General features: G+C 66.4%; 15 protein-coding genes, 1 tRNA gene and 3 pseudogenes. 9 read left to right on the top strand and 10 right to left on the bottom strand.

What is annotated here, in order from left to right; all coding sequences use genetic code 11:
* Window positions 1–37 precede the first annotated feature (37 nt).
* The 3 genes from cysE to FEJ81_RS18380 form a co-directional block, all read right to left on the bottom strand.
* Entirely contained in the window at window positions 38–553 is a 516-nt protein-coding gene (gene cysE / locus FEJ81_RS18390) for a serine O-acetyltransferase (protein ID WP_138246649.1), read from the bottom strand.
* A gap of 255 nt (window positions 554–808) precedes the next feature.
* A complete protein-coding gene (locus FEJ81_RS18385; RefSeq protein WP_138246648.1) occupies window positions 809–1477 on the bottom strand; it encodes a metallophosphoesterase family protein in 669 nt (222 codons plus the stop codon).
* Window positions 1478–1554: 77 nt separating this feature from the next.
* A complete protein-coding gene (locus FEJ81_RS18380; protein ID WP_138246647.1) occupies window positions 1555–2142 on the bottom strand; it encodes an IMP cyclohydrolase in 588 nt (195 codons plus the stop codon).
* Between the two features lie 115 nt (window positions 2143–2257).
* On the opposite strand from FEJ81_RS18380, the pseudogene FEJ81_RS18375 reads away from it, so the two are divergent.
* The 3 genes and pseudogenes from FEJ81_RS18375 to FEJ81_RS18370 all read left to right on the top strand — a co-directional run bounded on the left by FEJ81_RS18375 (window position 2258) and on the right by FEJ81_RS18370 (window position 4092).
* A pseudogene (locus tag FEJ81_RS18375) lies at window positions 2258–3053 on the top strand (homing endonuclease associated repeat-containing protein).
* Between the two features lie 127 nt (window positions 3054–3180).
* A tRNA-Gln gene (locus FEJ81_RS23415) sits at window positions 3181–3253 on the top strand.
* Window positions 3254–3381: 128 nt separating this feature from the next.
* Window positions 3382–4092, top strand: coding sequence for a rhodanese-like domain-containing protein (locus FEJ81_RS18370; protein ID WP_138246646.1), 711 nt, complete (start codon window positions 3382–3384; stop codon window positions 4090–4092).
* Between the two features lie 3 nt (window positions 4093–4095).
* On the opposite strand, the gene FEJ81_RS18365 is transcribed toward FEJ81_RS18370, so the two are convergent.
* From FEJ81_RS18365 to FEJ81_RS18340, 5 genes and pseudogenes are all read right to left on the bottom strand, one after another.
* Entirely contained in the window at window positions 4096–5457 is a 1362-nt protein-coding gene (locus FEJ81_RS18365) for an oxidoreductase (protein WP_138246645.1), read from the bottom strand.
* Between the two features lie 76 nt (window positions 5458–5533).
* Entirely contained in the window at window positions 5534–6046 is a 513-nt protein-coding gene (cgi121, locus tag FEJ81_RS18360) for a KEOPS complex subunit Cgi121 (RefSeq protein WP_138246644.1), read from the bottom strand.
* Window positions 6046–8418, bottom strand: coding sequence for an ATP-dependent DNA helicase (locus FEJ81_RS18355; protein WP_138246643.1), 2373 nt, complete (start codon window positions 8416–8418; stop codon window positions 6046–6048). The genes cgi121 and FEJ81_RS18355 overlap by 1 nt, the downstream gene beginning before the upstream one ends.
* Before the next feature lie 534 nt (window positions 8419–8952).
* Window positions 8953–9402, bottom strand: a pseudogene (locus FEJ81_RS18345) (inorganic phosphate transporter); the annotation flags it as partial.
* A gap of 79 nt (window positions 9403–9481) precedes the next feature.
* On the bottom strand, window positions 9482–10438 hold the full coding sequence (locus tag FEJ81_RS18340) for a class I SAM-dependent methyltransferase (protein WP_229504739.1): 957 nt from the start codon (window positions 10436–10438) through the stop codon (window positions 9482–9484).
* A 114-nt stretch (window positions 10439–10552) separates the two neighbouring features.
* Here FEJ81_RS18340 and FEJ81_RS18335 point away from each other — a divergent pair, with 114 nt between their 5' ends.
* Complete coding sequence (locus tag FEJ81_RS18335) at window positions 10553–10798, top strand: ferredoxin (protein ID WP_006432085.1); 246 nt, start codon at window positions 10553–10555, stop codon at window positions 10796–10798.
* 66 nt (window positions 10799–10864) lie between these two features.
* Here FEJ81_RS18335 and mdh read toward each other — a convergent pair whose 3' ends face one another.
* Window positions 10865–11779 (bottom strand): malate dehydrogenase, encoded by a 915-nt coding sequence (mdh, locus tag FEJ81_RS18330; protein WP_138246642.1) that lies wholly within the window; start codon window positions 11777–11779, stop codon window positions 10865–10867.
* Window positions 11780–12015: 236 nt separating this feature from the next.
* Here mdh and FEJ81_RS18325 point away from each other — a divergent pair, with 236 nt between their 5' ends.
* The 4 genes from FEJ81_RS18325 to FEJ81_RS18310 all read left to right on the top strand — a co-directional run bounded on the left by FEJ81_RS18325 (window position 12016) and on the right by FEJ81_RS18310 (window position 15474).
* Window positions 12016–12492 carry a TIGR00725 family protein gene (locus tag FEJ81_RS18325; RefSeq protein ID WP_138246641.1) on the top strand — a complete coding sequence of 159 codons (477 nt, stop codon included), beginning with the start codon at window positions 12016–12018 and terminating at the stop codon, window positions 12490–12492.
* Between the two features lie 71 nt (window positions 12493–12563).
* A complete protein-coding gene (locus FEJ81_RS18320; RefSeq protein WP_138246640.1) occupies window positions 12564–13250 on the top strand; it encodes a helix-turn-helix domain-containing protein in 687 nt (228 codons plus the stop codon).
* Between the two features lie 239 nt (window positions 13251–13489).
* Window positions 13490–14242, top strand: a complete 753-nt coding sequence (locus FEJ81_RS18315) for an Sjogren's syndrome/scleroderma autoantigen 1 family protein (protein WP_138246639.1) — start codon at window positions 13490–13492, stop codon at window positions 14240–14242.
* 374 nt (window positions 14243–14616) lie between these two features.
* Window positions 14617–15474, top strand: a complete 858-nt coding sequence (locus FEJ81_RS18310) for a phosphatase PAP2 family protein (protein ID WP_138246638.1) — start codon at window positions 14617–14619, stop codon at window positions 15472–15474.
* Between the two features lie 83 nt (window positions 15475–15557).
* Here the strand turns inward: FEJ81_RS18310 and FEJ81_RS18305 are convergent, their stop codons facing one another.
* On the bottom strand, window positions 15558–18008 hold the full coding sequence (locus FEJ81_RS18305; protein ID WP_138246637.1) for a DEAD/DEAH box helicase: 2451 nt from the start codon (window positions 18006–18008) through the stop codon (window positions 15558–15560).
* A gap of 42 nt (window positions 18009–18050) precedes the next feature.
* Between FEJ81_RS18305 and FEJ81_RS18300 the strand changes: the two are divergent.
* Window positions 18051–18359: pseudogene (locus tag FEJ81_RS18300) on the top strand (TspO/MBR family protein); the annotation flags it as partial.
* Between the last annotated feature and the right edge of the window lie 16 nt (window positions 18360–18375).

The following is an 18375-nucleotide window of genomic DNA, read 5'->3' as shown; positions in this document are numbered from 1 at the left end:
AAGTCTCGAATCGATAACGGTTGCCGAGAGCATTCGGTTAGTCGACTCGCTCCGCCGGCACGCCGACGACGGTCGCGCCGGGTTCGACATCTTGAGTGACGACCGAACCGGCACCGACGGCGGCATCCTCGCCGATCGTGATCTCGCCCAACAGCGTCGCGTTCGCGCCTAACTGCGCGCCGTCCTCGACCGTCGGATGGCGCTTGACCGGCGCGTTGGTGTCGCCGCCGAGCGTGACGCCGTGGTACATATGGACGTCGTCGCCGATTTCGGCCGTCTCGCCGATGACGACGCCCATTCCGTGGTCGATCGTCACCCGCCGGCCGAGCTCGGCGGCTGGATGGATCTCCACGCCCGTCAACAGGCGAACGAGGTGGGAGAACAGCCGCGCCAACAGGCGACGGCCGGCCCCGCCGCTCCAGCAGCGGTGAGCGAGCCGGTGGGCCCAGACCGCGTGCAGGCCCGGATAGCAGAGGCAGACCTCGAGCCACCCCTGCGCAGCGGGGTCGCGCTCGCGCATCGCCCGCACGTCCTCACGCACGCGTTCGAACATCGCTCTCGATCGGCCTCACAGGAGCGGTCTCGATGCGACGCTGGCCGCGAGTCGACGGACGAGTCGGCGAGCGACAACACCGGCCCACGGCGTAACGAGGACAGTTCCTGTCGGGACGCCCGGTGGGGCCGGTAGATACCATATCCGAACGTAGCAGTGGGGGTAGTGTAAAAAGATTCGTTTCCGGCATCCCGCGGATTCGCGCTCGTACGGCGGGGTCCCGTCCTCGATCTCGTCGGCCTCGACCTCGCTGGGTTACTTGCCTCGAGCGAGTCGCGTCCCGATGCGTTCGGGCAACCCTGCCTCGTCGACCGCCGCTTGGACCGCCTCGATGTCGTACTCGACGCGATAGGTGTCGACGGTCAGCGCGTCGAGATCGAGCACCGCATAGCCCGCTCGCGGATCGCCGTCGCGGGGCTGGCCGACGCTACCCGGATTGACGACGATCCCCTCCGTGAACTGCTTTGCGCCCTGCACGTGGGTGTGGCCGAGCACTAGCACGTCCTCGTCGCCGAGCATCCGCGGCGAGAACTCCTCCGGATACGTATACCGGGTGTACCGGTCGGGATCGTCCGGGTGGCCGTGGACGAGTTTCACCCGGCCGTCACACTCGAGTCGCTCCGCCGGCAGGGAACCGAGCCACTCGAGTCGGTCGTCCGAAAGCTCCTGCTCGGCGTAGTCGACACCTGCCTTTGCCATCCCGTTGAACCGGAAGGGCGTCTCCGCGGCGACGGCGGCGTCGTGGTTTCCCATCACCGTCGGCACGCCCCGCTCTCGCAACTCGTCGACGCAGTCGGCGGGCCACGGGTTGTAGCCGACGACGTCGCCCGCACAGTACAGTTCGTCGACCGGCGGCATGTCCTCGAGGACGGTCTCGAGCGCGACCCGGTTGCCGTGAATGTCCGAAACGAGTCCGACCTTCATGCTCGAGGATAACTGCCTCGAGGGGTTTGTAGGTTAGTCGTTGCCTCGAGCGAACCGGCCGAGCGCCGTCGCGTCGATCAGTCGCCGTTCTCGATCGCCGTTTCGAACCCGTCTTCGGTCCGGGCGACGCCGGCCGCACAGACCGCGTGTTCGAACTCGAGGTCGTAGGCCTCGCTCGCGGCCGCCGCCGCATCGTCGGCCTCGAACTCGAACGCCTCGGGCGAGTCCGTCTCGTAGGTCGCGACCAGCGTCGGCTCGTCGACGGTCTCGACCAGCAGGGCGTCCTTGCGAACGGTTCCGATCAGCGCCTCGCCGTCGCCGATCGTCGCCGCGATCCGGGGCGTGTCGTAGTCGTCTTTCTCGTAATCCAGCGCCAGCAGGCTCTCGGCCAGCGCGTCCCGGGCGGGATATCCCAACTCGAGTTTCTCCGCGATCGGATCGACGTGCGAGCCGTTGCCGAACGCGGCCGTCTCGCCTGTCGGCGTCTCGACGATCCGCAGGCAGTTGTAGGAGACGTAGGGGTTGTCGGTCTCCGGGGCGTCCTCAGTGGGACCCACGGTGAGCGCCTCGTCTCGAGCGGTGAGCTCTCGGTTCGGGAACGACCGCGAAGAGACGCGATACGCGCCAACTTCGGGGCCGACGACGACGAATCGTCCGATGTACATACTCGCAGGTGCGCGAGAGAACGGAAAAGGGGTATCGATTCGCGTTCGCTCTCTCGCTGGTCTCGGAGCGTAGCGCGGACGAGGGTTTATACGGGATGCCGCGGCCAACGGGCGCATGACCACCGAGGCGGAGTGCCTCGAGGCGCTCCGGGAGGCTGCTGAGCGACTGGACGAGTCGCCGACGAAAGCGCAGTACGAGGAGTTAGGCCTGACGCCGGCGTCCGCGACGATCATTCGGACCTGTGGCGGCTGGAACGACGCGAAAGAGATGGCAGGGCTCGAGACGGCTCCGTCTACCGGATCCCGTGTGGAGCCGAAACCGGACGATGTCGAACTGCCACCCGGGCTCGTCTGGGAGGAACTCTCGGTCGACCAACGGTGGCACTACCGAAACGCCGACTGGAATACGGAGCGATCGTTACGCCGCCGTTCACGGCTTCGTTCGTGGCTCAATGATATAAAGAAAGAGCGAGGTTGTTTCCGATGTGGGGCCGACAGCGTTGCGTGCCTCGATTTCCACCATATCGAGACAGCGACGAAGGAGATGGCAGTTGGGAAAATGGTGACCTACGGCTACGGAAAAGACCGGCTCCGTGACGAGATCGAGAAGTGTGAGGTTCTCTGTGCGAACTGCCACCGGAAAAATCCATTACTCGCAGCCGACTCGGGAGCGCCGTCAGTGGATTCACGATCGGAAACGAGAGCGGGGGTGTAACCGCTGTGCGGAGTCCGATCTTGGGTGTCTGGACTACCATCACGACGACACTACGAAGGGGGCGAGCGTCACGAAATTAGTCGCAGACGATCGGCCGAAAGCACGGATACGAGCCGAAATCGAACGGTGTAGCGTTCTCTGTGCGAACTGCCATCGAGCGGAACATTACGAACCACCGATGGTCGACACGTCGTGAACGGCGGCGCCGACTCGAGATGTACTCGACACGCGACCCGTTCTCGGTCCAGTTCGTAACACTCTAATATGCACTCCCACTACTATCTGGTACCTCGTCGGAAATCGGAGACCGGCGAAACATGTCAAGTCCATTAGGGTAGTGGCCAATCCTCCGAGCTTCTGGGGCTCGGGACGCTGGTTCGAATCCAGCATGGACTACTTCTCTGCCGTTTCGACTCGAGTACTTCGCCAGCCCCGTCTCTCGGTTTCCAGTCGAAACGAAGGGGTCTCACGGTAACTCTCGCGTCACCAGAAGTCATATCTCCCTGTCCTCGTTAGCTGTCCGTATGAATCGACGGACGTTCCTCGCCGTTAGCGGGACGACGACGGTCGGCGTGGTCGCGGGCTGTCTCGGTGGCAATAGCGACGCGACAGCGGCCAACGAATTCGACTACGAACTGAACTCGACGCCCAGCGGAGTCGACGTTCCGCTCGTGCCAGTCGAGGATACCTACGAGTGGTACAAAAACGACGAGGCGAAGTTCGTCGACGCGCGCACTCGAACTCAGTACGATGAACGGCGGATCAAAGGCGCCGTCTTCTCGCCGGCAGCGGACGCCGGCGACATCGAGGACGATCCGGTCGAGGAGTGGTCGACCGATACCCGGGTCGTCACCTACTGTGCGTGTCCGCATCACCTGTCCTCTCAGCGTGCCGCCTCCCTGATCGACGCGGGATACGAACACACGTACGCGATCGACGAGGGACTCGGCGGATGGATTAACGGCGGCTACCCGCTCGAGGGGTCGGCCATCGACGCCGAATGGGAACTATACGAGATTGACGGCACGACTGATTCCGAGTACGCCGGTGAGATGGTTCGACTCGATCAGATCGGTGAGAACCGCGTCGAAGTGGCGCCGATCCAGGACGACGGCTCGTACACGCTCCAGTTACACTATGCGGGGTCGACGGACTCGCAGTTCAAAGTCGAAGCGCCCGACTATACCGTCGAGGGAACCCTCGCGGAACTGACCGACGGAACCCTCTCCGGCTGACCGTCACGGCTCGGAGCGGTCGTACGCGCCCTCGCGCTCGAGGTCGCCCCGTTTGCGTAGCACGGCTGGCGTCCGGCAGATCCCCGGCGCGTCGGTCACCTGCGGCACCGTACAGTTGTTGCAACTTTCACAGAGTACGCGCGGATTTTCGGTCTCGGACCCGGTCTCGAGCAGCCGCGCACCAAGCCGCGGTTCGGCGTAGAAGGGCCGGGCCATGCCGACCATGTCGCAGGCCGGTGTCTCGGGATTCTCACTCTTGTTGATCGCACCTCCCAATAGCTGGTCCATCTCTTCGCGCTCGCGAATACCACCTTCCGCCAGCACAGGAATCGAAACCTGCTCGCGAACCCGCCGACAGAAGTCGGCGTTCCACGCGGGTTCGAAATCGTACTGCAGCGACTGAATTCGGTTGGCCAACGAGACGAGTCGCTTTCGCGCCGCGCCGCCGAACGCCGCGTCGTACTCCGCTTGCAGCCCCTCGTTGGTCCACGCCCGCTCGGGGTACTCCCCGCGGACGATGCTCATGTCCCAGACGACGGAGGTCTGGACGGGGACGACCGCGTCGTAGCCGATTTTCTCGAGTCGACGGGCGATCTCGACGCCGTCCTCGAGCGACAGCTTTCGATGGACGACCGGCCGCGGCGGTGCCGGGGTCTCCGCCGGTACCTTGGTCAGCAGCGGAACGTCGCCGGCGCGGTCGCGGATCTCGTCGTGGACGACCGCGAGGAACTGCAGGCGGGCCTCGGGCGAGCCGCCGAACTCGTCGTCCCGGCGGTTGTAAAAGGGGGAGAGGAACTGCTGAACGATCCCCATATTCGCCCCGGCGAGGTGGACCCCGTCGTAGCCCGCCTCGACGGCGCGGGCCGCCGCGCGCCCGAAATCGGCCGCGAGCTCGTACACCTCCGCGGTCGTGAGGACGTGCGGGTCGTACTCGAGGAATCCCAGCCGATCGAGCAGCCGCAACTGCCACGGCGGGCGCGAGACGGCGAGTTGCTCGAGGTCCGGGTGCTCCGCGCGGTATTCGGCGTGCCACGTCTCCATGCTCCGGAGGCCGCCGTGCTCGAGTTGGATGACGATCCGGCTCCCGTGGTCGTGAATCCGATCGGTCAGCCGCGACAGTTGCGAGACGAACGCGGGGTCGTGGACGCGGGTCATCCCCGGCGCGGCACAGCCGCCGTCGCCGCGGACGATCGTCGCGCCCTGACAGATGAGGCCGACACCCGACGCCGCCGCGGGCTCTAAGTCGTCGATCAGCGCGTCGACCGCGTCGGGGCCGTTGCCCGCACACTCGAGCAGCGGCGCACGATAGAGCCGGTTCGGAACCGTCATGCCGCCGATCTCGAGCGGATCCTCGAGGGTGGCCATAGCTAGATGTCGGCAGGGTCGCACAAGAGCGTGCCGTCGACTCTCTCGAGCCGCGGCGGCCGCTCGTCTCCGCCGGCTACTTCTCGACCTCGAGCAGCGCGACGCGCTCGCGGACCAGCGCCGACAGTCCCGCGTCGGTCGCCGCCCGTTCGGCCGCGGGAATCTCGAAGAAGTTGCAGAGTGTCTCGGTATCTCGCGTCTCGAGGGTCGGCGCTCGCCCTTCGAACGCCTCGAGGCGTTCGACCGCGTCGAGTGCGGCCGCTTCATCGGCGTCGCCGTTCCCATCGCCGTCGACGAGCACGACCGCCCGGGTCTCGCCCTCGCCGACGCCCATCTCGAGGGCGCGGTCGATCTGTCGGCGACCGGCGGCGTACAGCAGGATTTCGACGGCGCGGTCCCGGGCGACGTTCTCGCCGCGCTCGATGGCGCGGTCGGCGAACTCGACGGCCCGCTCGAGGTGGGCGCGGTCGGCGACGTAGCGGGCGTCGAACGCTTGAATCGTCACGCCGTGGCGGTCGCCGATCTCGCCGAGGTCGGCCACGAACGCGTCCAGATCGCCGATCTCGAGGCGGCAGTCCAGTAGCTCCATCAGAAATCACCCAGACTCGCCTGACTGTCGTCTTCCGTCGGCGTCTCCTCCGCCGTTCCCTCGGTCTCCGCGTCGTTGCTCGAGTTCGCCGTCGCGCTCTCGCCCCTGTTGTTCGACCCAGCGGATTCCGGCTCGACGCCGTCCATCGAGGGGTCCTCCCGGCCGGCGTTCTCGAGGATGGTCTCGGCCGTCTTCTCGCCTTTGAGGACGGTGAGAACGACCCCTTTGTCTGCAGTCCGGAGGTCGGCGGGTTCCTCGATTCCCGCCGCGTAGAGCCGGCGGGCGCGCTTGCGGCCCACGCCGCCGACCGAGACGAGTTCGAGCAGTTCCTCACCGACGCCGTGTTCGACGCGGGCACGTGCTTCGCGGACGGCGACGGTCCACTCGCTGTCGATTTCGGCGGCCAACGATTCGGCCGCACCGAGCAGCCACTCCGCGGTATCGACCTTGCCGCGCAGGTCGCCCGGCCCGATCTTGTACCGGTCCGTGATCCGCTCTTCGTCCGTTTCGTCGGCCCAGTCCTCGAGCAGTTTGCCCGTCTTGAGCGCGGCGAGCCAGTCCTCGAAGCGCTCTTCCTCGTACTCGCTGGGCGCGTCGCCGAGCAACTCGGCCTCGCGCTCGTAGTAGAGCTCGCCGAATTTCTCGTCCTCGCCCGAGCGCAGGTAGAGTTCGTACATGTCCGGCGTCCGCGAGACGAGCTGGTAGAGCCCCAGCGCGGTCGGGCGTTCGTCGGCGTCCTCGAGGCCGTGGACGATCTCCGCGGCGCTCATCGGATCGAGATAGAGCCGCGAGACGGTGTGACCGAGGCTGGTCGCCTCGAGTTCTTCGTCGCGGCCGCCGCTCTCGCTCTCGAGGTCGGCCGCGGTGGTGAACGCGCCGTCGGCGGCGTCCTCGCCGCCGTCGGTCCCCCCCTCGCGTTCGATAAAGTCGTTCGACTCGAGGTACTCGAGTACCGTGTCGGTGACCGTCTCGAGCCGACCCGGTTCGCTCGACTGGCTGGCATAGAGAGTAGCCTCGAGGAACTCGAGCAGTCCCTCGCGCGTGCGAGCGAAGCCGGAGGCGATGGTCGCGAGGACGTGGGTCCGCAGGGCGGGTTCGGCCGCCAGCTTCGACCGGACAGGTTCGGGATCGGCCCAGATGTAGCGGTCGAACAGTTCCTCGCTCTCGTCGTGGCTCTTGGCGAGCAAGACGGCCTCGCCGTAGGGGTCGAGCCCCGGCCGACCCGCCCGACCCATCATCTGGTGGACCTCGAGGACGTCCAAGGGTGCCATGCCGCCGGCGCTGGGGTCGAAGCGCCGCCAGTCGCGGACGATCACGCGGCGGGCGGGGGTGTTGACCCCCGCGGCGAGCGTCGGCGTCGCCGAAATCACCTTCAGCAGCCGGTCGCGAAAGGCGTCCTCGACGATGGTCCGCTGGCTGCTCGAGAGGCCGGCGTGGTGGAAGGCCGACCCGTGTTCGACGGCCTCGGCCAGATCCCTGCTCGTCTCGGTGTCGCTGTCGTCTCGGATCTCGTCGGCCAGTGCCGCGAGTTCGGTCCGCTCCTCGGCGGTCAGCTCGTTCCGCGAGACCTTCCCTAACCGCCGCGCGGCGGCCTCGGCGTTCCGCCGGGAGTTGACGAACACGAGCGAAGAGCCTTCCTCTTGGAGGATATCGCGGACGAGTGCGGCCTCTTGCTTTTCGCTGCCGTCGACGGGTACCTCGCGGGTCGAGCCGTCGTCGAAGTTCAGGGCGTTGCCGTAGTGGACTCCCATCTGGAGGTCGATCGGCCGCCAGTCGGTGTCGACCAGCGCGGCGTCGAGCCAGTCGGCAATCTCGTCCGCGTTGCCGACCGTCGCCGAGAGCGCGACGACCTGCATCCGCGGGTTGAGCTTCCTGAGTTTGGCGAGGGTCACCTCGAGCGTCGGCCCTCGATTCCGGTCGTCGATCAGGTGGACCTCGTCCGAGACGACGCAGGTGAGATCCGAGAGCCAGTCGGCTCCGTTTCGCACGAGCGAGTCGACCTTCTCGCTCGTGGCGACGATGATGTCCTTCGTCGCGAGCCAGTCGCTGGTACTCTCGTAGTTGCCGGTCGTGACGCCGGTCGTCACGCCGAACTGCTCGTAGGCCTCGAACTCCGCTTTCTTCTCGCTGGCGAGCGCTCGCAGGGGGACGATGTACAGCGCCTTCCCGCCGCGTTGGACCGCCGACAGCATCGACAGTGCGGCGATCATCGTCTTCCCGCTGGCAGTCGGGACGGCGGCCACGAGGTTCTCGCCCTCGGTCGCCCCGGCCTCGACCGCCTCGGCTTGGGGCGGGTAGAGCTCCTCGATGCCCTCGCTCCGGAAGTGGTCGACGGCACCGGGCGGGAGCCCCGTCAGCTCCTCGGTATTCATTATCCGCCCTTGGCGCGTCCCGCGGTTTAAACTATCGTCTCGCTCCACGGCCGGGGCGCTCGAGCCCTCTCACGTCTCACCCAACACCGGCCACCAGCCCGCAGTGGCGCGCGCCGGACCGCGGTGAGCGGTGCGAGGGCGAACGAAGTGACCCCTCGAGAAGCGAACGGGAACGGAGCGACCCGTGAGCCGCCGGTAAACCGCGATTCGATGCCTTGCGACACCCCTTCGCGAGTAGTACGAGTAAAATCTCGAAGGAAGCGATTCTACGGCTCCAGCGGGTCGACGGGATTCCTGCGGCGGTTTCTCGGTCGCGGCATCGCCGCGACGTCGTCGAACGCACCGCGCAACCGGTGACGGTCCTCGAGTAGCCGCCGGCACGCTCGAGGACGAACCCGCGCCCGGATCAGCCCCCGATAACCGTCGCGAACAGTCGGTACAGGCCGTAGCTGACGAGGACCGAACTGCCGAGGGTGAGCAACCAGAAGGTGACCGTGACGCCGATTTTTCGCCGCGAGACCCCGGAGAGCCGCCGGCCAGTCCGCCGGACATGATCGGTACCAGCAGCCAGAAGGACCCGAGCCGCCGGTAGGTCGCCATCGCCGGATCGCCGCCCAGCGAGAGGCCAACGCCGACCATCGCACCGGTCGTCGCGAACGCGGCGGGGATCGGATACCGCGTGTAGATCCCGATCGCCATGAAGCTCGCCGCGGTCAACAGCCCAGCGGTCGCGGCCAGCGGCGTAATCGTGGCACCGTTGATGAGATCCGCGCCGACCGTCTCGGAGATGCTCCCGCCCTGCATGAGTGCGCCGGCGGCCGCGAGGATCCCGATGACGAACGCGGCTTGCCTCGTCGAAATCGCGTTCGCACCGCTCGCGGGGGCAAAGGGCGGCGAGTTGCTGTTGGCTCCGAGCACCCACACCATGAACAGACAGGTCAGGATAGCGACCCCGACGAGGACCCCAAAGGAGAGTGCGACCATTCCGTCTCTCGTACGCCGTCTCCACGACCCCGCGGAAAAGCGTTGGCTCGGCAGACGATCCGCGATCGGAATTCCGTTGCTATCCGGGTTCGGTGCCCGCGGGACCCTGTTTCTCCAGAACTGCGCTGTAATGGCCCGTCCCGTCGGTTCGGCGGACATCGCGGACGGACCACGGCGTCGAGTTCGTCGCCTCGCGGAGCCGTGCAGGCGAACACAGCAGGAACTGGAGCGTCCGCCCGACCTCCCGGTATCGCTCGCCAGCCCTCTCGCGTTCGAACTCGAGGTGGAAATACCGGTGGGCGAGGCCCTCGCGCGGATCGGATCGGTAGCCGAGGAAGTCGTCGTCTAACCGTTTCGGATCGTAGTTGTCGACGACCGCCACCCCGTCGTCGCCAGTGACGCGAGCGAATTCACCGAGTAACTCGCGGATGCCGGCCAGCGACCGGCCGAGCCCGAGCTGGGTGCCGACGGCGTGGACGGCCCCGAACGCGCCCGACTGGATTGGGAGGTCGAACATGTCTCCGACGAAAACGTCCTCGAAGCCGCGCTCCGCGGCTTCGCCGTCTTCTCGCGGGCTGGGGGACGGCGAAGCCGTCCCGTTCGAGGCGGCATCGCCGCCTCGCAGCCCGCTCGAACGGTACGTGGAGCGTTGCTCCACGCAACTTCGCCTCGAGGTCCTGCGGACCTCGCACCGCTCCCGGGCCGTCAGGACGGCGTTCGGGCTCACGTCGACGCCGATGGCTTCGACCCCGTGCTCGGCCCACCACAGGAGGTGTTTCCCCGCTCCGCAGCCCACGTCGAGGACTGGTTCGTGATCGCACAGGCGCTCGAGTCGGTCGACCGTCTTCGGCTCCCACGACTCGGGGCTCGAGAAGTAGAACTCGGCGACGTTACCGTCCTGTGTCTCTGCCCCGTCGCGATAGGTCACCCGTCCCGGATCGTCCCGCCAGTGTGCGAGCATCGCCCGTCCCAGCGGGTCCGCTCGAGTAGACTGTCGGTTCGGTTCTGCGGACGACTCGGTCCGATCCTGCGCCATGTTCGTGTCGATACCGTCTCCGGTAATAACTCTGTGCTGATAAATGATTCCGACTAACACACCACACGGTCGACGACCGCTAACGATTTACCGCGATCGACCGAACCTCCGGCCATGAAAGTCGAATTCGACGAGGACACCTGTATCGGGATGTTCCAGTGCGTCGCGGAGTGGGATGCCTTCGAGAAGGACAAATCGAAGGGGAAAGCGATCCTCGCCGACAGCGAGGAAGTCGAGGACGGGATGTTCGTCCGGGAAGTCCCCGAGGACGCGGAACTCGACGCGAAGTTCGCCGCCCGATCCTGCCCCGTGGACGCGATCGTCATCTACGACGACGACGGCGAGCAACTGATTCCGTAACGACGACTCGAGCGGCGCGAGAAAGAACGAAAGCCGGTCTCTGTCTCGGTCTCGGAACGCCGACGTCTACGAGATTTTGTCGTACTGTTCGGAAAGCTTCTCGGCGGCCTCGCCGAGCTGATTGCGCTCGAACTCGGTGAGGTCCCACTCGACGATCTCCTCGACGCCGTCGGAGCCCAGCTTCACGGGGACGCCGAAGGCGGTGTCCTCGTGGCCGAACTCGCCCTCGAGTTTCACGCTGCCGGGGAGCACTTCGCCGGTGTCGCGCAGGATGGCCTCGACCATGTGGCCGACGCCGGTCGCCGGCCCCCACTGGGTCGCGCCCTTCTTCTCGATGACGTTCATCGCCGAGGTCTGGAGCTCCTCGAGCAGGTCCTCGCGCTCGTCCTCGTCGAACTCGGGGTCCTGCCCGTTGACGCGGACCTTGGAGAAGACGGGGACCTGTGCGTCGCCGTGTTCGCCGAGGATCGTCGCGTCGACGTTCTGGACCGGCGCGTCGAAGCGCTGGGAGATCACGTAGCGAAAGCGAGCGGAGTCGAGCCGACCGCCGAACCCGATCACCTTCTCGCGGGCGCGGTCGCCCGTCTCGTAGAGGTGGCGGTTCAGCAGGTCGACGGGGTTCGACGTCGTCACCGTGATGAAGTCGTCGTTGTGCTCGGCGATCGAGGAGCTGATGTCCTCCATGATCGGGGCATTGTCGCCCGCCAGATCGATCCGCGTCTGGCCCGGCTGGCGCGGGATTCCGGCCGTGATGACGACGACATCCGAGTCTTCGGTGTCCTCGTACCCGCCCTGTCGGATCGTCGTGTTCGAGTCGTAGGCCGCGCCGTGGTTGGCGTCGGCGGCCTGTCCGATCGTGTCGTCTTCCTTGTCCGGAATGTCCACGAAGACGAGCTCGTCCGCGATGTCCCGAAGCGCGATGTTGTAGCCCGCAGCGGCCCCGACGGTGCCGGCCGCGCCGACCACGCTAACTTTCGTCATACCGCGTAATGCTTCCCCATCCCACACGTTAAATCCGTCGAAACCTCTGACTTCGAACCGGTTCGGCGAGAAATATTTCGACGACTGTCGTATCGCGTCCCGATCTCGACGGGCCGATGCGCTGACTCGACCGCGTGGTTCGATATCTCACCTCCGAAACAGGGAAGCGGTTCTCCGTCGACCCGCCGCGACTCGAGACCGAACCGATCATGATCGGCGCTCACGCCTCTCCGTGTATGCGCGTCAGCGTCATCGGCGGCGGAACGATCACGGAGGAACAGGCGGCCCGCGCGGAAGCCGTCGTGCGGGAACTCGGCGCTCGAGGCCACACGGTCGTCTGTGGCGGCCGCGGCGGCACGATGGCAGCGGTCTGTCGCGGTGCCAAGGCGGCGGGGGGCACGACCATCGGGATCCTGCCAAGCGAGCGCCGCGAGCAGGCCAACGACTACGTCGACGTGGCGATCGCGACCGGGCTCGGCCACGCCCGGAACGCGCTCGTCCCGCTGAACGGCGACGCGGTCATCGCGCTCACCGGCGGCGTCGGCACCCTCTCGGAGATCGGCTTCGCCGGCATCTACGACCGCCCCGTCGTCGGCCTCGAGACTCATGATGTCTCCGACCTCGGCATCGATCACGCGCTCGAGATCGAGACCGTCGAGACGCCGGCGGCAGCGGTCGACGCGGTCGAGGCGGCGCTCGAGCGTCGTTCCTGAACGGGCGCCCGGCGGGTCCGAGCGGCGATCTGATGGAACTGATATAGCTGCGGAACTGACTACCGGCCGGTATGGGGCTCGTGGCCGAATTCGACATCTCCTGTGAGCAGCTTCCGCTCGTCGGCGTCGCAGCGGCCGTGCCGGACGCGGCGCTAACGCTCGAGTTACAGTACAATCACGGCGAGCGGCCGCCGTTTCTCGCTACCGTGACCGGTGGCTCGCCGACCGCGATCGAACGCACCCTCGACGACGCCGTCGATGTTGCCGAGTGGACGCTGGTGGGTGAAGCCGGCGACACGCGGCGCTATCAGGCGTTACCGGCGCTCAGCTTCGAGGAGCAACTCGGGGCTCACCTCGACGATCTCGAGGGGCTGAAGGCGCTTGCGACGGCCGACGCCATCATCGAACGAATCGAAGTGACTAGCGAGGGGTGGACGCAGACCGGCTGGTTCGCCGACCGCACGGCGTTCGACGCGTTCCGAGAGTTCTGGCAGCGCAACGACTATTTCCGGCTCCGTCGGCTCACTCGAGACGGTGACCCCGAACCGCCCGGCGACGGGCTCACCGACCCCCAGCGCGAGGCGCTTCGGACGGCCTACGAACTGGGCTATTTCGGCGTTCCGCGGGGTGCGTCGCTCGAGGACGTCGCGGCGGAATTGGGCGTTTCGGCGTCGTCGGTCTCCGAACGCCTGCGCCGCGCCCAGACGCGACTCATCGAGGAGTCGGTCGCCACGATGTGGCCGCCGCTGCACCACTGAGGGCGTCGGTCACGTCGGTATCCAGACGACACCCGACCGGGTCGCGACGGAGCGTCGGACCTTCCGGCAGGAGCAACCGTCACGGGCTTGATCGGCGCTCGGACTGAAACTCGCTTTCGAGGATGTATCGTCGAACTGCGTAGCACTCCGCTCGCCGCCGTTCGGGTGCCGCAGCGTCGACCGTTCGTCCACCCGGCCCCTTCGCAGCTTTTTCGACGGTCCGCCGTCTCTAGACGAATATGAGCGACTTCGACAAGGAAGCCGAGCGCGAGAAACTTCGCGAGAAGTACGAACAGGACAAGGAAGAGCGCGAGGCGACCCAGCGGATGAGCGACCTGCTGCTCAAGGGCGCGACGATGACCAATGCCCACTGTGGTACCTGTGGCGATCCGCTCTTTCAGGAGAACGGCACCACCTTCTGTCCCAGCTGTCACGGGAACCCCGACGCCGTCCAGGGCACCGACCTCGAGGCCCAGCCGGCCGAGGGAGGACAAGCGGGGGCGGCCGACGACGGTGCCGACGCCACGGCGACGGCTCCCGATCAGGCGGATCCAAACCCACCGGCCGACTCTACAGCCGATATCGAGTCGGGGTCCGGGTCGGGGAACGCCGGCCGCGCTGACTCCGCGGTCGACGTCGAGCCGACGACCGATCCCGCGTCGGCGACCGGCCAACGAACCGACGAGCGAGCGCAGTCGACGCGAACTGACGCGGACGCCTCGAACGCTGCGACCGACGATCGACAGCCGCGCTCGACGGCCCGGCCGAACGCCGCGAACGCCGCCGACACCGATTCCGCACGACCCTCCCGCCGCGCCCCCGCCGCGAGTCCGCCGTCGGTCGACGGCGACCTCGAGGCCGCCCGCGACGCGCTCGTCCGGAGCCTCGAGAAGTTCGCTGAAGAGGCCGCCGCGACGGACGATCCCCGCTACGCGACGGAGTGTCTCGAGGCGGCCCGTGAGGCCGGTGAGGCGCTGTCGACGCTGCGCTGACGGCGGGTAACGCCGATCTGCGCTGTTGTGTCGCCCGATCGGGTACGCAACCGGTGGTGCTTCAATTCCGATTATATCCGCTGTTCTCCCGGATATCGGACCTGTCACTCGAACCAGCGTCGCGTTCGACTCGAGTGTCACGCCAGACCAATAGATATAAATTAAATTAAACTACACGTATCGATAACGGACATGCGGTGCTGGGTCGCCACATGGCGGACACCGGATGCAACGACGCCGGTTCCGAGGGTGACTGGACGGGTCGTCCAGTCTCTCGGAACGGTTCATCGCCCTCCCGCGATATCCGGTTCCGCGGCCACCAGACCAACGGCTCGCGACCGCTTGCCACCCTGACTCATGGAGGACCCCTACTGATGGCACTGGGCTACGTCACGTTCATCACAGCGGCGATCGTCTGCATCGGCATCGGAGTCACCTGTACCCTCTGTGTCTCCCCCTCGGCGTTCCGTCGAACGGCCGCTGATCTCAAGAATCGTATCCGCACCGTCGCGCCGTACGTCGGGGTGACGGTGCTGGTGTTGCTGCTCAAACGGTTCACGCACGAACCCCGTCTGGAACTCTCGTATGCGCTCGATTGGGATATCACCGAGGAGATTTATGCCGTCGAAGGACTGTTCGTTGCCCACCTGCAGACGATCGTCCCCGACGCCCTGATCGGGTTCTTCTCCGCGATGTACATGTTCGGGTTCCCGTACCTGCTGGTGACTGCACTCGTACTCTACTTCCTGTTGCCGACCCAGCGCCACTTCAAGGAGCTACTGATCGCCTACGCGCTCAACGCCGCGGTCGGGTCGCTCTTCTACACGCTGTTTATCGCCTACGGCCCGCGAAATCACCTGTCGGCCGTCAGCGGGTTGATGTACGAGTTCTATCCGCAGACACAGGAACTCACGGCGGAGGTCTCGGCGAACACGAACGTGTTCCCGTCGCTGCACACGTCGCTCGTAGTCATCGTCGCGCTGTTCGCGTGGCGGTCGCGCCGGGACTACCCGCAGTGGTTCTCGATCGCGTCGGTCGTGGCGACCCTCGTCGTCATCTCCACGATGTATCTTGGCATCCACTGGTTAGTGGACGTCCTCGCGGGCGTCGTCCTCGGGATCTGGTGTGTCCTCACCGCCGAACGGCTCGTCGCTCGCGCGGAGGGCGAGGCCGACCGCGTTTCTACCCCCGGCGACGGCGAGGAGAGCATCGCGTCCGATATCAGCGATTGACCTGCGCCGAGCCGGGTCGGAGCCATCGTCCGATCTTCGTTCGGTTCCCTCGAGCGCCGACTCGAGCCGATTGCGATCGCCGACTAGCCCGTATATTCGCTCCCGATGACCTCTCGGATGCGCTCGGCGGTCACCGTCCCGACGCCGTCGGCCGCCTGTAACTCGTCCTCGCTTGCGATCATCATCTCCTCGACGGTGCCGAACTCCTCGAGCAGCGACCGCGCGGTGACGGGGCCGATCTCGGCGATCGAGGCGACGACGTACTCCTGTTGCTCGCTCAGTGTCTTGCTGCCTTTCTCGCCGTGGACCGACACCTCGCGGTCGGCGGTCTCCTGTTCGCGACCGCCGATCACCGCCAGCAGGTCGGTCGTGTCGTCCTCGCTCTCGGTCCGCAGGACGCTCGCGCCGAAGTCGACGGCGAGACTCGAGAGCGCGCCCCGGACCGCGTTCGGGTGGATGTCCCGCTGTTCGTACAGCCCCTCGCCCTCGACGACGACGATCGGGCGCGAGTAGTGGCGGGCCATCGCGCCGACCTGCTCGAAGACAGACCGGTCGCCCCCGACCAGCGAGTCCACGAAGTCTGCGACGGATTTGCGCTCGACGACGACCCGATCCGACAGCACGTAGTCGCCCACGTCGAGCGTCTCGAGGCGCACGTCGATCTCCTCGCGTCTCGAGAGGTCCCGCGCGATGTTGGCGTCCATCTCGCGCTGGTCGGCGACGATTTCCACCGTGTCTCCCTCGGCGTGGGGTTCGTGGGTTTCGCCCTCGTCGTCGGCTCCGTCGGAGCCACCCTCGCCGTCCGCCTCGCCGCTCGAGTTTTCAGGGACGAACTCCTGCAGGCCGGGCCGATCCTCGACCCCCTCGCTTCCGCTGGAAGACTCGCCGACGGCGTCGCCTTCGTTTGCGTTTCCGTCCACTTTCACTCCGCTTTCCCCGTCGCCGAAATCGGTCAGCGACTGCTGGGAGTCGTCGAGTTCCTCGGCGAGTTCGTCGGCCATCCCTTTCAGTTCCCGCAGCTCGTTTTCCATCTCCTTCTCGCGGCGGCGCGAGATCCAGAAGTAGGCCTCGTCGCGGGTGTCTTCGGCCATCAGGACGACGACGCGCCCCTCGGACTGGCGGCCGGTTCGGCCCTTTCGCTGGATCGATCGGATCGCGGTCGGGACGGGCTCGTAGAAGAGCACGAGGTCGACCTCCGGCACGTCCAGTCCCTCCTCGGCGACCGAGGTGGAGACGAGCACCTCGAACTCGCCCGCGCGGAACTCGTCTAACACTTCCTGTTGCTGTTTCTGGGTCATACCGTCCGACCCCTCGCGGTCGCCCTGCCCGACGAACCGCTTCGCGTCGAAGCTCTCCGAGAGGAAGTCGGTTAGCGCCTCGGCCGTGTCGCGGGACTCGGTGAAGACGATCACCCGATCGCCGCCCTCGAGCCCCAGCGTCTCGGCCAGCAGCATGCGCGCCTTGCTGTACTTGGGGTGGATCTCGTCGAAGCTCTCGGCCTTGCGCATGGCCTCGCGCACCCGCGGATCGGAGACCATCCGCTGGCTCGCCTTCGACGCGCCCGACGACCGGGCCTGATTCCGTTGGCGCTCGAAGTAGCGACGCAGCGCCTCGACGCTCTGTGTCTCGACGAGGGTGACGGCCTGCCGGAGTTTCATCACTTCCGCGTGAATGGACATCCCCTCGAACCCCTCGGACTGGTCGTTGTTGATCAACTCCTGCAGTTCGGCACGCATCCGATTCAGGTCCTTCTGGGACTGATCGGGCTGGGTCGAGCTCGCGACGCCCAGTTCCTTGAGCTTCTCGAGGCGCTCTTTGATCACCTCGTTCAGCGCGTCACGGATCTCGAGGACCTCCTCGGGGAGGTCGATCCGCTCCCACTCGACGTCGGTATCGTGGGTGAACTCGTCGACGTCGGCGTCCTCCTCGGTCATCACCTCGACTTCGTCCAGCCCGAGGTTCTCACAGACCTCGAGGATGGCCTCCTCATCGCCGCCGGGTGAGGCCGACATTCCGGTGACGAGCGGCCGCTTCGCGTCGGCGTGATAGCGCTCTGCGATGTAGTTGTACGCGTAGTCGCCGGTCGCGCGGTGGCACTCGTCGAAGGTGATGTGGGTCACGTCCGACAGCGAGACGCGGGAGCCGACGAGATCGTTCTCGATCACCTGCGGCGTCGCCATCACGACCGTCGCTTCTTCCCACATCTCGGCGCGGTCGTCCGGGCTCACGTCGCCGGTAAAGACGACGATCTCCTCATCGGGGATCTGCAGGGCTTCGCGATAGAAATCCGCGTGCTGCTGGACGAGGGGCTTGGTCGGGGCGAGCATCAGGGACTTGCCGCCGACCTCCTCGAGTCTGCGCGCCGTGACGAGCAGGCTCACCGTCGTCTTCCCCAGCCCGGTCGGGAGACAGACGAGCGTGTGGTGGTTCGCCGCCGTGCCGGCGAGTTTCAACTGGTAGAGTCGCCGCTCGAGAAAGTCGGGCTCGAGGAGGGGGTGCTCGATAGACGCGATTTCCTCGTCCGTCGTAGCCATTACCGGCCGTTCACCGCCGCCGCGAATAAGGGTTCCCGTACCGCGGTGAAAGTGGTCTCGCGGTCCGACGGGGCCGGGCGCGCCGGGAGGGGAGTGTACGTCCGCCGCCTCGCGCTAGGGTCGTTCGTCGTTCAGATGGCGTTCGACGTCGCGTGGACGCCCGCCTTTTTCGCGCTCGAGGCACCGCTCCTCGCGCTCGGCGTCATCGTCGCGCTCTGGGGACTCGTCGTCGGCACGATCGTCGCGTTTCGTCGGGTCGACACGTGCGCTGCGGCGTTGCTGGTCCCCTCCCTCGCGTGGGTGACGTTCGCGGCCGTGCTCGATTTCGAACTCTGGCGGCTGAACGCCTGACGGCCGCGTAACCGGC

The sequence above is a fragment of the Natrinema versiforme genome (assembly GCF_005576615.1).
Lineage (GTDB): Archaea > Halobacteriota > Halobacteria > Halobacteriales > Natrialbaceae > Natrinema > Natrinema versiforme_A.
Note: the sequence above shows the minus strand (reverse complement) of the source record. Positions and strands in the feature narration are given on the sequence as shown.